Source organism: Fulvivirga lutea (assembly GCF_017068455.1).
In the GTDB taxonomy this organism is placed as follows: domain Bacteria; phylum Bacteroidota; class Bacteroidia; order Cytophagales; family Cyclobacteriaceae; genus Fulvivirga; species Fulvivirga lutea.
Genome location: NZ_CP070608.1, coordinates 727,741 through 742,490 on the forward strand (window position 1 = coordinate 727,741; position 14,750 = coordinate 742,490).

At 38.6% G+C, this 14,750-nt stretch carries 10 protein-coding genes; 8 read left to right on the plus strand and 2 right to left on the minus strand.

The window, feature by feature from the left end:
* Nucleotides 1-3: 3 nt before the first annotated feature.
* Nucleotides 4-1,125 (plus strand): NAD(P)/FAD-dependent oxidoreductase, encoded by a 1,122-nt coding sequence (locus JR347_RS03475; RefSeq protein ID WP_205722664.1) that lies wholly within the window; start codon nucleotides 4-6, stop codon nucleotides 1,123-1,125.
* On the opposite strand, the gene JR347_RS03480 is transcribed toward JR347_RS03475, so the two are convergent.
* Nucleotides 1,122-1,991 (minus strand): UbiA family prenyltransferase, encoded by an 870-nt coding sequence (locus JR347_RS03480; protein WP_317192611.1) that lies wholly within the window; start codon nucleotides 1,989-1,991, stop codon nucleotides 1,122-1,124. The two genes, JR347_RS03475 and JR347_RS03480, sit on opposite strands and share 4 nt — an antisense overlap.
* A 36-nt stretch (nucleotides 1,992-2,027) precedes the next feature.
* Between JR347_RS03480 and JR347_RS03485 the strand changes: the two genes are divergently transcribed.
* From JR347_RS03485 to JR347_RS03495, 3 genes are all read left to right on the plus strand, one after another.
* Nucleotides 2,028-3,107 (plus strand): type III polyketide synthase, encoded by a 1,080-nt coding sequence (locus tag JR347_RS03485; RefSeq protein ID WP_205722665.1) that lies wholly within the window; start codon nucleotides 2,028-2,030, stop codon nucleotides 3,105-3,107.
* A complete protein-coding gene (locus JR347_RS03490) occupies nucleotides 3,100-3,801 on the plus strand; it encodes a methyltransferase domain-containing protein (protein ID WP_235689746.1) in 702 nt (233 codons plus the stop codon). Before JR347_RS03485 ends, JR347_RS03490 begins: the two co-directional genes overlap by 8 nt.
* Nucleotides 3,802-4,213: 412 nt before the next feature.
* Complete coding sequence (locus JR347_RS03495) at nucleotides 4,214-7,468, plus strand: WD40/YVTN/BNR-like repeat-containing protein (RefSeq protein ID WP_205722666.1); 3,255 nt, start codon at nucleotides 4,214-4,216, stop codon at nucleotides 7,466-7,468.
* Nucleotides 7,469-7,513: 45 nt separating this feature from the next.
* On the opposite strand, the gene JR347_RS03500 is transcribed toward JR347_RS03495, so the two are convergent.
* Nucleotides 7,514-8,095: a nitroreductase family protein gene (locus JR347_RS03500; protein WP_205722667.1), complete on the minus strand. Its 582-nt coding sequence runs from the start codon at nucleotides 8,093-8,095 to the stop codon at nucleotides 7,514-7,516.
* Between the two features lie 36 nt (nucleotides 8,096-8,131).
* On the opposite strand from JR347_RS03500, the gene JR347_RS03505 reads away from it, so the two are divergent.
* From JR347_RS03505 to polA, 4 genes are read left to right on the plus strand one after another with little or no spacing between them, the layout of a single operon-like run.
* Nucleotides 8,132-9,865, plus strand: coding sequence for a M14 family metallopeptidase (locus tag JR347_RS03505; RefSeq protein WP_205722668.1), 1,734 nt, complete (start codon nucleotides 8,132-8,134; stop codon nucleotides 9,863-9,865).
* A 29-nt stretch (nucleotides 9,866-9,894) separates the two neighbouring features.
* The gene (locus JR347_RS03510; protein WP_205722669.1) at nucleotides 9,895-11,397 is read left to right on the plus strand and encodes a cryptochrome/photolyase family protein; all 1,503 of its coding nucleotides are present in this window, start codon (nucleotides 9,895-9,897) and stop codon (nucleotides 11,395-11,397) included.
* Nucleotides 11,398-11,445: 48 nt separating this feature from the next.
* Nucleotides 11,446-11,904 carry a DinB family protein gene (locus JR347_RS03515; RefSeq protein WP_205722670.1) on the plus strand — a complete coding sequence of 153 codons (459 nt, stop codon included), beginning with the start codon at nucleotides 11,446-11,448 and terminating at the stop codon, nucleotides 11,902-11,904.
* A gap of 47 nt (nucleotides 11,905-11,951) precedes the next feature.
* On the plus strand, nucleotides 11,952-14,741 hold the full coding sequence (gene polA / locus JR347_RS03520) for a DNA polymerase I (RefSeq protein WP_205722671.1): 2,790 nt from the start codon (nucleotides 11,952-11,954) through the stop codon (nucleotides 14,739-14,741).
* Nucleotides 14,742-14,750 lie beyond the last annotated feature (9 nt).

A 14,750-nucleotide genomic window follows, 5' to 3' on the forward strand; every position in this document is an offset into this window, starting at 1 on the left:
GTTTTGACTAGAGATTCAACAAAAAATCAAATTGTAATCATTGGTGCCGGTTTAGCCGGTTTGGTAACCGCCATCATGCTAAAAAAATCTGGGTTAGATGTTATACTAATCGAAAAGAAGCAATTTCCTTTTCACAGGGTATGTGGCGAATACATCTCGAATGAGGTTAAGCCTTTTCTTTTGAGTTTAGGAATTATGCCGGAAGAGCTTAACCCAAGTAGCATATCAGAATTTGAATTAACATCAATTGCTGGTAAGTCTAAAACCATTCAACTCGATCTGGGGGGTTTTGGTATTAGCAGATATGCCTTTGACCAATACCTTTATCAAATAGCCTTGGATAAAGGAGTGAATGTCATTCACGACCAGGTAGAAGATATCTTCTTTTCCGGAAAGGAATTTTGTGTAAAAACAAAAGAAATGAGTATCAGGTCGGAGTTGGTAATAGGTGCTTTTGGTAAGCGTTCAGTGTTAGATAAAAAACTAACTCGGTCATTTATGCTCCGCCCTTCCCCTTATGTTGGAGTTAAATATCATATCAAGTATGATTACCCAACAAACAAAGTTTCACTGCACAATTTTGCTGGCGGATATTGTGGATTAAGTGCAATAGAAGGAGGAAAGTATAATTTATGTTATCTGTCTCATCGATCAAACCTTAAAGAGTATCGAAATATTGAGAAAATGGAGCAGGATATTCTGTGCCAAAATCCAAAGCTTAAAGATGTATTTGACAATGCGGATTTTTTATTTGATGCTCCTCAGGTAATCAATGAAATATCATTTGAAACAAAACAGCCCGTTGAAAACCATATTTTAATGTGTGGAGATGCTGCGGGAATGATTACACCACTGTGTGGCAATGGAATGGCAATGGCCATTCATTCTGCAAAAATTGTATCTGAGGAGGTAATTAATTATTTCACAAACCATAAGGATAGAGGTACATTAGAAATGAACTATTCCAAACGTTGGAACCACCACTTTAGAACCAGGTTGGCTGTTGGCAGAACCATTCAAAAGTTGTTCGGAGCTACGTTTCAATCAAACTTTGCTTTGAGCTTATTAAACTTTAAGCCATTGGCCAATTTTATAGTGAAAAACACTCATGGCCAGCCGTTTTAGCAGAGGAAAAGGTATATAAAAAATATATTTAGGCAAGAGGCGGAAATAAAATTGAGTTTCATGGTATGATCGAAATCGGCAGCTTGTTTATCCTTTCTTACTTTAAAATACCAGTAAGAAAAATAGCCAATGACCGGAGCCATCATTATCAGATAAATAGAAACTACAGTCAAGTTAAAATAGCTATTGAAGTACCAAACGAACCCTAATGACGACAAGCTGAAAACCAACCCAACAAAATGAAAGGTTCCAAGTATTCCTAATTTATAGCTAAGAGTTATGTCTCCTCGTTCATAATCCTCTTCGTGCTGATAAATTTGAGTCATTGGGTAAGAACCCCAAAGCATAACAGAGGTGAGTATTGCTGCCAGTAATAATTCTTTATCTAATGCTGCAAAAAAGTGAATATCGTTTATACCGATGTACGACATCATAAAAGTAAAAGCTCCCTGAAAAAATCCTGCTATTAACCAGCTTCCAAATGGGTATTTCTTTAGTCGAATAAGAGGATGGCTATATGCTTTTGAAACAAGTCCATAAACTAAAATCATTAAAAGAAAGGCGATATTGTATGCAGCTAAGAGCAAAGCAATGAAGTCAAAAATTAGAGACAAATAATACAAGCCTTTATTAACTTTTGGAGGGTTTTTAAGACTTCCAATGCTCCCTTCATCTTTATCAAAATAGCTATTATAGCCATTGCTGGCAGGATATAGAAAAATATGTAAGCAGATAAAAACAATTAGTGCATTTTGAATGCTTACATTAGAAGAAACAGCAAGTGCAAATAAAAATACTGGCATCAGGAAAAATGAAAAAGGGATTCTTAAGTGTAGCCAGGCAGATTTATTAAATATGGAAGTCATGACGACCAAGATATTAATTTTTAGGTATTATTGAGTATGGGCGTAAGCTATATAACAGCAATAGAAACGAATGTTCCGAAAAACAAAGTGTCTCAAAAGCAGGCGTTGCAGTTTATGGTTTCCATGAACGACTTAAATGCAGAAGAATCACATAGGCTTAAGGCGCTTTACCGTGCTAGCGGAATTGCAAATAGATACTCTGTTCTTTCTGATTATAACAAAACAACGGAATTTACTTTTTACCCAAATAATAAAAGTACCAGCCTGCCTGATACTAAAAACAGGATGGCAATTTATGCAGAAGAAGCGGTTGAGCTTGGTGCAGCAGCAGCCAAAAAATGTTTTCAATCGGCCAACGTAAAACCAGAATCAATTACCCATTTAATAACCGTAAGCTGTACTGGGCTTCACGCTCCTGGCCAGGATATTGAATTAATCAATCGCTTGGGTTTGAAAGGGAATGTTGAAAGAACAGCCATTAATTTCATGGGTTGTTATGCAGCCTTTAATGCTTTAAAACTAGCTGACTCTATTAGTCAGGCAGCAGACTCAAAAGTTCTTGTTGTATGTACAGAGTTATGCAGTATCCATTTTCAAAAAGGAAAAGATGAAGATAACCTTTTAGCCAATGCCCTTTTTGGTGATGGTTCAGCAGCTGTAATTGTAGAGTCAAATCTTTCAAAAAAGTCACTTGAGATAAAAGGAAAAAATTGTGATTTATTACCGGATGGTAAAGACGAAATGGCGTGGGGTATTGGGCCATTTGGTTTCGAAATGAAGCTTTCAAGCTACGTACCTGACATTATTAACGGAGGCATTTCTAGACTGTTAGAAAATTATAATTCCAAGTTCGAATTTTATGCCATTCACCCAGGAGGAAAAAAAATATTAAAGGTAGTTGAACAGGCTTTAGGTATTAATAAAGACAAGAATGCACAAGCGCATCATGTTCTAAAAAATTATGGAAATATGTCTTCACCTACCGTTCTGTTTGTACTCAAGGAAATTTGGGATGGACTAACTCGCTCAGATAATGAAAAAGAAATTTTATCAATGGCTTTTGGTCCAGGGCTTACTCTGGAGAGCATGACATTTAAAATCAACCACAATGCCTGATTTCAGCTTCCGATCAGATGAGCAGGAAATAATGGACGACTTAAATTGTTCAGGAGAAGTTGTTGCTCAAACCCTAAAAGAGTTGGAAACCATAAATAAATGGCTGGGTGGTAATTATGTAACCATTGATGGATTAAGGCAGCTTATTGGAAAAAGGAAAGAGGAAATTACCATAGCAGATCTCGGTTGTGGTGGCGGGGATATGCTAAAACTAATCGCCAAATGGGCGAGGCGAATGAATATTAAACTGAAGCTTTTTGGTGTAGATGCCAATCCCAATATCATTGAATTTGCTCAAAATAATTGTTCATCCTATCCGGAAATAGAATTTCTGTGCCTTGATATTTTCTCAGAAGAATTTCAATCAACACAATTCGATATCATTACTTCTACACTGTTTACTCATCATTTTGATGATGCAAAACTGAAATTGATGTATAGCGGATGGCTTAAACAAGCTCGTTTAGGTGTTGTCATCAATGATCTACACAGGCACTGGTTGGCCTATTATTCAATTAAATTGCTCACGCAACTATTCTCTAAATCAGAGATGGTAAAAAATGATGGCCCGGTTTCCGTATTAAGATCATTTAAAAGAAAAGAGTTAAAGGCGCTATTTCACGCGGCAGAAGTTAATACCTATTCATTAAAATGGATGTGGGCTTTTCGGTGGCAAATTGTCATTTCTAACTGATAATAACCGATTATGTAATAGCTCTTTTCAAATGGTATAGAAATTTCTTACTTTCCATTTCTTATGAATTCTAACAAGCAGGCAAAGGAGTTAAACAGATCAGCAAAAGTTGCTGTCTTTCTTATGCTTCAAACAGTAATATCATTAGCGGTCTTATTCTTTGCTTTTAAACAACAGCAAAAAGCAGATGCAGTCAGCTTTCAATTAAAACAGTGTCATAATCAGAATAGTAAGAATTGATGATTAAGCCGACTCATAGAAATAAGACAAAAATCATTAAACTAATTACAGTTTTGAATTCAATGGTAGTGATTGGATTTTTGATTTTTGGTATCTATCAACATCATAAAACAAAAGAGTACACTCAGCAACTAGAACAATGTCTCAAGAACAAATGATTAAACCTAATAATATGAAAAAACTACTTATAGCATCATTAGCAATTTTGATGTGTTTTTCGATTCAAGCACAACGCAAGAAATCATCTGCCCCGGAAAAAAAGAATGACATCAGCCTTTCAGGCCTTAAATTCAGGTCTATCGGACCGGCATTAACCTCCGGACGTATCTCGGATTTTGCGGTAAATCCCGATAACCCAAAAGAATATTATGTGGCTACTTCAGCTGGTGGAGTATGGAAAACTACTAATGCAGGAACTACCTATACACCTCTTTTTGATTCTCAGGGAAGCTATTCAATTGGCTGTGTTACCATGGATCCGAATAACTCAGCAGTTATCTGGGTGGGTACCGGTGAGAATAACAACCAACGAAGCGTATCTTATGGCGATGGCGTTTATAAATCAATTGATGGCGGTGCATCATGGGAGAATGTGGGTCTCAAAAACAGTGAGCACATTGGCAATATTGTTGTTCACCCAGATAATTCCGATGTAGTTTATGTTTCAGCTATCGGACCTGTTTGGAGCAGTGGAGGTGATAGAGGATTGTACAAAACTACTGATGGTGGAAAAACGTGGAAAGCAGTTTTAACTATTGATGAGCATACGGGTGTAAATGAAGTAGTGATGGACCCTAGAAATCCAGAAATTTTGTATGCTTCTACATTTCAAAGAAGAAGGCATGTATTTACTTATATTGGTGGAGGACCCAAATCTTCCATCCATAAATCTACTGATGGTGGTGCAACCTGGACTGAAATCAAAAAAGGCCTTCCTTCTGTAGACTTGGGAAGAATTGGCTTGGCCATTGCACCTTCAAACCCGGACATTATTTATGCTATCGTTGAGGCAGCACAAGGAAAAGGAGGTTTCTACAAATCTACCAATGGTGGTGCTTCTTGGAGCAAGCAAGGTAGTTACAGCTCTTCAGGAAATTACTATCAGGAAATAGTGGTAGACCCATTGGATGCTAACGTGATCTATGGAATGGACACCTGGATGCAGGTTTCTCGAGATGGCGGAAAGAGTTTTTCTAATGTTGGCGAAGATACCAAGCATGTTGATAACCACTGTATTTGGATCGACCCTAAGGATACAGATCACCTATTGGTTGGCTGTGACGGAGGTATTTATGAAACTTTCGATTTAGCAGCAACTTGGCAGTTTAAGGCCAACCTGCCAGTTACTCAATTTTATAAAGTGGCAGTAGATAATGCCGAGCCATTCTACTATATCTATGGAGGAACTCAGGACAACTTCTCAATGGGTGGACCGTCAAGAACGATAAGCGGAAATGGAATTGCTAACTCAGATTGGTATATAACTACTGGCGGTGATGGTTTTGAATCAGCCATCGATCCAGAGAATCCGAACATTGTATACTCACAATCTCAATACGGCTATTTATCAAGATATGATAAGTTGAGTGGAGAGGTTTTAGGAATCAAGCCACAGCCAAGAAAAGGCGAGGATGATTACAGATGGAATTGGGACGCGCCTCTTCAAGTGAGTAACCACAAAGCGAGCAGGCTTTACTTCGCAGCCAATAAAGTATTTAGAAGTGACGACAGAGGAAATAGTTGGGAGGTAATTAGCGATGATTTAACAGCACAAATCAATAGAAATGAGCTGGAGGTGATGGGAAAAATCTGGAGTACTGATGCCGTAGCGAAAAATGGATCTACTTCACCGTATGGAACGATTGTTTCTTTCAGTGAGTCGCCAAAAAATGAGAACTTATTGTATGTAGGTACCGATGATGGTTTGATTCAAATAACTGAAGATGGCGGAAAAGCCTGGCGAAAAGTACAAGGTATTTCAGGGGTGCCTTCAAGAACATACGTAAATGAAGTATACGCTTCTAAACATAATGAAAATGTAGTATATGCAGCCTTTAACCACCATAAGTATGGAGACTTCAGACCGTATATTTACAAGAGTTCTGATAAAGGAAGAAGCTGGACATCGATAACAGGCAACTTACCTGTAAGAGGTTCAGTGTATGCCATTGAGGAAGATCATGTTGATCCAAACTTACTTTTTGTTGGTACGGAATTCGGAGTTTTCTATTCTGATAATGGAGGTAGCAGCTGGACACAGCTTAAATCAGGCGTACCAACCGTTGCCATTAGAGATATTGCTATTCAGGAAAGGGAGAACGATTTAGTGCTAGGAACTTTCGGAAGAGGGTTTTATGTATTGGATGATTACTCAGCATTAAGAAATGTGAAGTCGCTAGAGGGTAAGTCAGCAGACTTAATGTCAATTAGAGATTCGTATGCCTTTGAGTACAGCTATCCTTTAGGGCTACCAGGAAGATCCTTCCAGGGAGACGATTATTACTTAGGTGAGAATTTAGGTTCAGAAGCCATTTTCACCTACTATTTAAAAGATGAAATCAAGTCAAAGAGGGATCAAAGACTTGAAAAAGAGAAAGAAACAACCAATGATACATACCCTACTTACGAGCAGCTAAAAGCTGAACGCGAGGAAATGGATCCTTACTTATTATTTACTATCAAAAACAGCAAAGGTGATATTGTAAGGAAAATAACTACTTCACCATCTACGGGAGTAAACAGAATTAACTGGAACTTGAGAACGGCTTCTACCGATCCTATTAATTTAAGAGCACCTTCTTTCTACAATCCATGGGCTGGTGGTGTTCCAGGTTCATTAGTTCCTCCGGGGGAATATTCGGTGACACTTTCAAAATTTGTTGATGGTACATTTACCCAGTTGGATGAACCTGTGAAGTTTAAAGTGAAGTCTCTTTCTAACTATACACTGCCTGCGGAAGATAAGGAAGCTTTGGCGGCATTCCAGAAAGAAGTTAACGAGCTTTCAAGAGTGGTAAGCGGTGCACAAAACAGCATTTCAGAATTAAGAAATGAGTTGAGACATATCAGAGAAGCCATCAACTTAAGCCTTGTGGATCAGAAAATGTTAATTGATGCATACAGCGCATTTGATGATAAACTCAACGATATTTCTCGAGACTTAAATGGCGATCCAATCGCAGCGCAGCTTGATATTGATTCGCCAATGTCTGTAGCAGCAAGAATTGGAAACATACAATATGAAATGTATTACTCTACTTCTAAGCCAACGGAGACTCATAAAAACAGCTTAAAAATAGCCAAGGAGAATTTTCAGCCGTTGTTAACTTCTTTAAGAAGTTTAATCAGAGAAGATTTAGTAAAACTTCAGGCACAATTAGAAGATGCCAATGCGCCTTACACTCCTAACCGAGTGATGGTGCCGTAAAGCCAGTTAAAGTAAAATAAGAAGCCCCGAGAAATCGGGGCTTTTTTATTCGACTATCGTGACTTTATCTTGAATACTCTTTCTCCTACCCTCTGGCCATTTATCAGATTTTGGCATTCCAATAAACAAGAAGCCCAGTAGCTTATCCTCATTATCTAACCCGAAGAATGGTTTGGCTTCTTCGTAAAAAGTAACTCCCCCAGTGCTCCAATAGCATCCAACGCCATATGAAGATGCAGTGATCCACATATTCTGTACCGCAGCAGCTACCGCACAAACTTCTTCCACCTCAGGCACAACCTGATGGCGCTTCATACCAATCGCGATAATATGAGAGCACTCTAAAGGTTTTGATTGCAGTTTTTCATACTGCGTAGGATTAAATGTGCCCTCTTTCTCTGATTTGGATTGATATAACTCTGACTGGAAATCAGCTAATTTCTGTAATCCAGCACCTTTAAAGACAACAAACCTCCATGGTTCAGTGAGCTTGTGAGTTGGAGCCCAATTGGCATTCTCTAACATTTGATTGATAATTTGATCATCTACTCTTTTGCCCGAAAACATGGACGTATAAATTGCCCTACGGTTTTTAATTGCCTCATTTACTGCTTCTACTCTATTCATATTATCGCTAACTTTAGTCACCTAAAGATAATACCAATGAATAGAATCTTAGCTTTCCTGTTCGTTCTAATTTCGTACTATGGGATTGGTCAAAGTCCGGCCACAGTTTTTGAGTCATCGGGAGGAACATCCACTGCCACTTACGATGGCGTAATTAACTACTATAAGGCACTAGCCAATCAGTATCCTGAGATAGAAATAAAGGAAATGGGCTTAACAGATAGTGGGTTGCCGCTTCATTTGGTTACGCTGGATACCAGAAAGGAATTTGATTATAAGAAGGCCTATGCCGATGGGCGCGCAATTGTATTAATAAACAATGGAATACATCCGGGTGAGCCTGACGGCATTGAAGCCTGTCAGATGTTATTGAGAAACTATATTCAGGATTCTGAAAAAAAGAGTTTGTTGAATGATGTGATTATCGGGGTGATACCTGTTTATAATATTGGAGGAGCTTTAGATAGGAATTCTTTTTCAAGGGTAAACCAGGACGGGCCGTTGGAGTACGGCTTTAGAGGCAATGCCAGAAATTATGACCTAAATAGAGATTTTATTAAAGCCGATACACGAAATACGAAAGCATTTTATGAGATTTTTCATTACGTTAATCCGGATATATTTATTGACACTCATGTGAGTAATGGGGCAGATTATCAATATACAATCACCCACCTGATTACACAGCATAATAAAATGGGCGGAACGCTAGGCCAGTATTTAGAAGAAAACCTGCGTGTTAAGCTGGAGCAGAAAATGAAAGATAAAGGTGCTGAAATTACGCCTTATGTTAATGTTTTTAATACAACACCAGACAATGGATTTCCTCAATTTTTAGATAACCCCAGATATTCTACTGGCTATACAACATTGTTTAATACAGTTGGGCTGATGATCGAGACTCACATGCTAAAACCTTTTAAAACAAGGGTTGAGAGTAGTTATACATTCTTGGAAACGGTGTTGGAAATGGCTTATGTCGATGGCAAGAGAATCAGGGAGCTGAAAGAAAAACGACAAAATGATATTAAGCCTGGGTCAAAACTTGCAATCGACTGGAGGCTAACGAGAGGCGAATCTGCAAAACTTAATTTTAAGGGCTATGAGGGGGAGACAAGAAAGAGTGAGGTAACGGATTTAGATCGGTTGTATTATAACCATGAAAAGCCATTCACTAAATCCATCCCCTACTACAATACCTATGTGGCATCGGAAGAAGTGGTGATCCCTAAAGCCTATGTTATTCCTCAAGGATGGCATGATGTTATTGAGCTGTTAAAATTGAACAAAGCAAAATACCGCCAGTTGAAGCAGGATAGCAGCATAAATGTAGAGGTGTATACCATCGAAAAGTTTACTACCTCAAAGACAGTGTATGAGGGACACTACATGAATAATAATGTTCAAGTGTCAGTAAGTGAAGAAGAGGTGAAGTTTAGAAAAGGCGATTATATCTTTTTTACGGACCATACTTCGGGTAGATATTTGGTAGAAACACTAGAGCCAAAAGCTATTGATTCATTCTTCAGTTGGAATTTCTTTGACACCATTCTTCAGCAAAAGGAAGGTTTTTCTCCTTATGTGTTTGAAGACTTGGCTTTACAACTTATTGAATCGGAGCCGCAGTTGAAAAAAGACTTTAAGCAAAAGAAAAGAGACGAGCCCGACTTTGCATTAAACTGGTTCGCCCAGCTCGATTACATCTATAAAAACTCGCCTTACTACGAGGAAGCGCATATGCGATATCCTGTTTATAGATTGGTGAAATAACAAAGGCATTCATGGGCTGTTTAAAAAACATGAAAGCAGCCCTGATTTTCCCACATCAACTTTTTAAGGACACCTCACTCTGGCAAGGAGTAGAGAAGGTCTTTTTAATTGAAGATCACCTCTATTTCAATCAATACAAATTTCATAAAGCTAAGCTGGTTTTGCATCGGGCTTCAATGAAATACTATGAGGAGTTGTTGGCTAAAAGCAATTACAAGGTCAGTTATATTGAGTGTGAGAACTCTGACTTAAAGGCCTTATTTAATACTCTGAAAAAGGATGGCGTAAGTGAGTTGTTAGTAGTTGAACCAACAGACTTTCTACTCAGAAAAAGGCTGGTTCGATTTGCAGATAATAACGCTATAAAATTTAACTGGAAGTCGAATCCGAATTTTCTAACGAGCAATGATCAACTGAAAGAAAGGCTTAAAAAAGGCAAGTCAGGCTACTTTATGGCCAACTTTTACAAAGAACAGCGTAAACAGCTTGATATTTTGATGGAGGATAATGAGCCCGTTGGAGGCCAATGGTCGTTTGATGAAGAGAATCGAAAGAAACTACCAAAAGATATTGAACTACCGGAAACACATTACTTTCAAGAAAACCAATTTGTGGCTGAGGCTAAGAGCTATGTGAATAAACACTTTTCTGAAAATCCGGGGAGGGTAGATGATTTTAACTACCCAACAACACATGAAGAAGCGAATGACTCATTACAGAACTTTCTAAAAAATAGGATGAAGTTATTTGGAGATTATGAAGATGCCATTGCCAAAAACGAGTCTGTGTTATTTCATTCTGTACTCACGCCCGCTTTAAATATTGGCTTGATCAATCCTGATGAGGTGGTTCGACAAACACTGGAATTTCATCAACGAACTGAAATACCCATCAATAGTCTGGAAGGTTTTGTGCGGCAGGTTATTGGCTGGCGAGAATTTATGCGAGGCATATATGAGTTTGAAGGCGTTTTTGAACGCACTAACAATCATTTCAATCATACCCGAAAAATACCGCCTTCATTTTATGATGGCACCACAGGAATTAGCCCGATTGATCAGACCATAAAAAAAATAATTAAAACAGGATATTGTCATCACATTGAGCGGTTGATGATTCTTGGAAACTTCATGCTGCTTTGTGAGTTTGACCCCGATGAAGTTTATCAATGGTTTATGGAGTTATTCATTGATGCCTATGACTGGGTAATGGTGCCTAATGTGTATGGTATGACTCAGTATGCAGATGGTGGACTGATAACTACCAAGCCGTATGTTTCCAGTTCAAACTATATTCTTAAAATGAGTGATTATACAAAAGGCGCTTGGTGTAAAGTGTGGGACGGATTGTACTGGCATTTTATTCATAAACATCAAGAGCAATTTTCTGAAAATCAACGCATGAGCTTTATGGTGGCCATGCTCAATAAGATGGACAAAAATAAACTTGAAAACCATCTCAAAGAAGCCGATCATTTTTTCAAGGTATTGGATGGTAAAAAGAAACCGGAGGAATTAAAGTTGTTTTCGTAATGCTATAATTTGGTAACTTCACGATAGAAAGCGTACTACATCCAATCAATGAAAAAACACTTTAAAGACATACTTAAGTTTAATGAATGGGCAAATTACAGAGTTCTAAAAACCCTGGAAGAACATGCCCCGGAAGATCAGGAACTACTCAAGTTGTATAGCCATATTTTATCTGCCCAAATTATCTGGCTCAACAGAATAAAAGATCTTCCTACCTCTCCTTTTCCAGTTTGGGAGGTTTATAAGATCAACGAATTGTCAAGCATGACAGAAGAGTCTTCCGATAATTGGAACAACTACATATACGAACACAAGTTTGAAACCTTCGAAGAGATGATTTTTTACACAAACTCTGAAGGCAAGAAGTTCGAAAGTACTATTAGAGAAATTGTGAGCCACGTAGTGAATCACAGCTCGTACCACAGAGGGCAAATAGCGATGAAACTGAGAGAAAAAGGCATCGAACCTCCAGTTACTGATTTTATTCATTACGCGAGGTCAAAATAATATAAAATTAACTTATCCTTTTTGAGAGCTTGCCTACCTTTATAGGTATGAGCGAGTCCAAAAAGAAACTATTCCTATTAGATGCGTACGCGTTAATTTACCGTGCGCATTTTGCTTTTAGTCAAAACCCGAGAATCTCAACGAAAGGGATAAACACAGGGGTAATGTTTGGTTTTACAAACACCCTTTTGGAAGTAATTCAAAAGCAAAAACCTTCACATATTGCCGTGGTATTTGATACATCGGCACCAACTTTTCGGCATGAGCGTTACCCAGAGTATAAAGCCAATAGGGAAGAAACCCCCGAAGACATCAAAATTGGCGTACCCATTACCAAGGATATCATCAGAGGGTTTAACATTCCTGTCATTGAACTAGATGGGTTTGAGGCAGATGACATCATTGGCACCTTGGCAAAAAAAGCTGCAAAGAAGGGCTTTGAGGTGTATATGATGACTCCCGACAAAGATTTTGGACAATTGGTGGAGGAGCACATTTTTCTTTACAAACCAGCCTTTATGGGCAATGCTGTGGACATAATGGGCGTGCAGGAAGTATGTGCCAAATGGGATATTGAAAATGTAGATCAGGTGGTTGATATGCTTGGTTTGCAGGGAGACTCGGTGGATAATATTCCTGGAATTCCAGGTGTTGGGCCTAAAACAGCCGCCAAATTTTTGAAGGAATATGGTTCTGTGGAGGGTTTAATTGCCAACACCGATAAGCTGAAAGGCAAGATGAAGGAGAAGGTGGAAGAGTTTGCCGATCAGGGAATACTTTCTAAGGAACTGGCAAGAATAAATATTGAAGTACCCATAGAATTTAATGAAAAAGAGCTCGAATACACTGAACCTGATGAGGAGAAACTAAAGCCAATTTTTGAAGAGTTGGAGTTTAAAACTTTGCATAAGCGAGTATTTAATCAGGAATTAACCTCGGGAAGCTCTTCGGGCCAACTTTCAATGTTCAGCGAAGCCAGCAAGGACGTACTTGAGGTGGCTGATGATGGAGGGCTGAAACCTTATGACACGATAGAATCCGTACCGCACAAGTACAAATTAGTGACGGATGAAAAGGATATAAAGGCTCTCATTGAGGAACTCAAGAAACAAAAGGAAATTTGCTTTGATACCGAGACTACAGGGGTAGATGCTTTTGAAGCAGAAGTGGTAGGCATGTCATTCAGCTATAAAGAGCGCGAAGCCTTTTATGTAGCTGTACCGCTGGATTTTGAAAAGGCCAAAAAGTTAATTGAGCTATTCAGAGAGATACTGGAAAGCGATAAAATTTTAAAAATAGGGCAGAATGTAAAATACGATGTGCTGGTATTGAAGAAGTATGACGTACACGTTAAGGCGCCCATTTTCGATACCATGCTTGCCCATTACCTGATTGATCCTGAAACCAAACATGGCATGGATGCGCTTGCTGAAAAGTACCTGAATTATTCTCCTGTTTCTATAACTAAACTCATCGGCCCTAAAGGCAAGAACCAGAAAAACATGGCCGACTTACAACCGGAAGAAATTTCAGACTATGCCTGTGAGGATGCCGACATAACATTGCAACTAAAACACAAACTCGATGAAGAAATTAAGCAACTAAAGCTGGATAAGCTCTTGTACGAAGTGGAGCAGCCGCTGGCATTGGTGCTGGCAGATATGGAATATGAGGGGGTAAAGATTGACGAAAAAGCACTTTCTGTCATGTCGAAAGAGCTGCAGGAAGCAAGCTTAGAAGCTCAAAACAAGATTTACGAAATAGCTGGGCAAGAATTTAACATTGCTTCTCCAAAGCAGTTAGGTGAAATACTGTTTGATAAGCTGAAGCTAGATGACAAACCTAAGAAAACGAAAACGGGTCAATATGCCACTGGTGAAGAAATACTAAGCAAGCTGGCAAACGAACACGAAATCGCTAATAAAATTCTAGAATTCCGTGAGTATCAAAAATTAAAATCTACCTATGTAGATGCACTGCCTAAAATGATTTCTAAAAGAGATGGCAGGGTGCATACAGATTATGCTCAGGCGATTGCGGCAACAGGAAGGTTAAGCTCAAACAACCCTAACCTGCAGAATATACCAATCAGAACAGAGAAAGGAAGAGAAATTAGAAAGGCTTTCGTGGCCAGAGATAATAATCATGTGGTGTTGTCTGCTGATTACTCACAAATCGAATTGCGCATTGCTGCATCATTTGCTGATGATAAGCACATGATTGAAGCCTTTAAAAATGGCCGGGATATTCACTCGACCACTGCGGCCAAAGTATTTGGCGTTTCGTTGGAGGATGTGGATTCTACAATGAGGCGAAAGGCTAAAGAAGTTAATTTTGGAATTATCTATGGTATCTCGGCATTTGGGCTGGCACAAAACCTTAATATTTCAAGGTCCGAAGCACAAGAAATAATACAAGCCTATTTTAAAGAATTTTCCTCCATCAAAGAATATATGGATGCCTGCATAGAAAAGGCCAAAGAGCAGGAATATGTAGAAACAATCATGCACAGAAGAAGATATTTACGAGATATAAATTCCAAAAATGCTACCATGCGTGGTTATGCTGAACGCAACGCCATCAATGCCCCAATTCAGGGAAGTGCCGCTGATATTATCAAAAAAGCGATGGTGGATATTCAAAATTGGTTAAAAGCTGAAGGTCTATCTACCAAAATGGTAATGCAGGTACATGATGAATTGGTTTTTGATGTTCCTAAAAACGAGCTGGATAAGGTGAAACCTAAGATTATTGAACTCATGATGAATGCCGTTCAAATAAAAGTTCCGTTAGAAGTGGAGGCAGGATCAGGCGAAAACTGGTTAAAAGCACATTAATTTGTTAAC

Excerpts from the sequence above, each read along its gene's own strand:
- JR347_RS03480 (WP_317192611.1), bottom strand. The coding sequence starts at position 1,991 with ATGACTTCCATATTTAATAAATCTGCCTGGCTACACTTAAGAATCCCT.
- JR347_RS03485 (WP_205722665.1), top strand. The coding sequence starts at position 2,028 with ATGGGCGTAAGCTATATAACAGCAATAGAAACGAATGTTCCGAAAAAC.
- JR347_RS03490 (WP_235689746.1), top strand. The coding sequence starts at position 3,100 with ATGCCTGATTTCAGCTTCCGATCAGATGAGCAGGAAATAATGGACGAC.
- JR347_RS03495 (WP_205722666.1), top strand. The coding sequence starts at position 4,214 with ATGAAAAAACTACTTATAGCATCATTAGCAATTTTGATGTGTTTTTCG.
- JR347_RS03500 (WP_205722667.1), bottom strand. The coding sequence starts at position 8,095 with ATGAATAGAGTAGAAGCAGTAAATGAGGCAATTAAAAACCGTAGGGCA.
- JR347_RS03505 (WP_205722668.1), top strand. The coding sequence starts at position 8,132 with ATGAATAGAATCTTAGCTTTCCTGTTCGTTCTAATTTCGTACTATGGG.
- JR347_RS03510 (WP_205722669.1), top strand. The coding sequence starts at position 9,895 with ATGAAAGCAGCCCTGATTTTCCCACATCAACTTTTTAAGGACACCTCA.
- JR347_RS03515 (WP_205722670.1), top strand. The coding sequence starts at position 11,446 with ATGAAAAAACACTTTAAAGACATACTTAAGTTTAATGAATGGGCAAAT.
- polA (WP_205722671.1), top strand. The coding sequence starts at position 11,952 with ATGAGCGAGTCCAAAAAGAAACTATTCCTATTAGATGCGTACGCGTTA.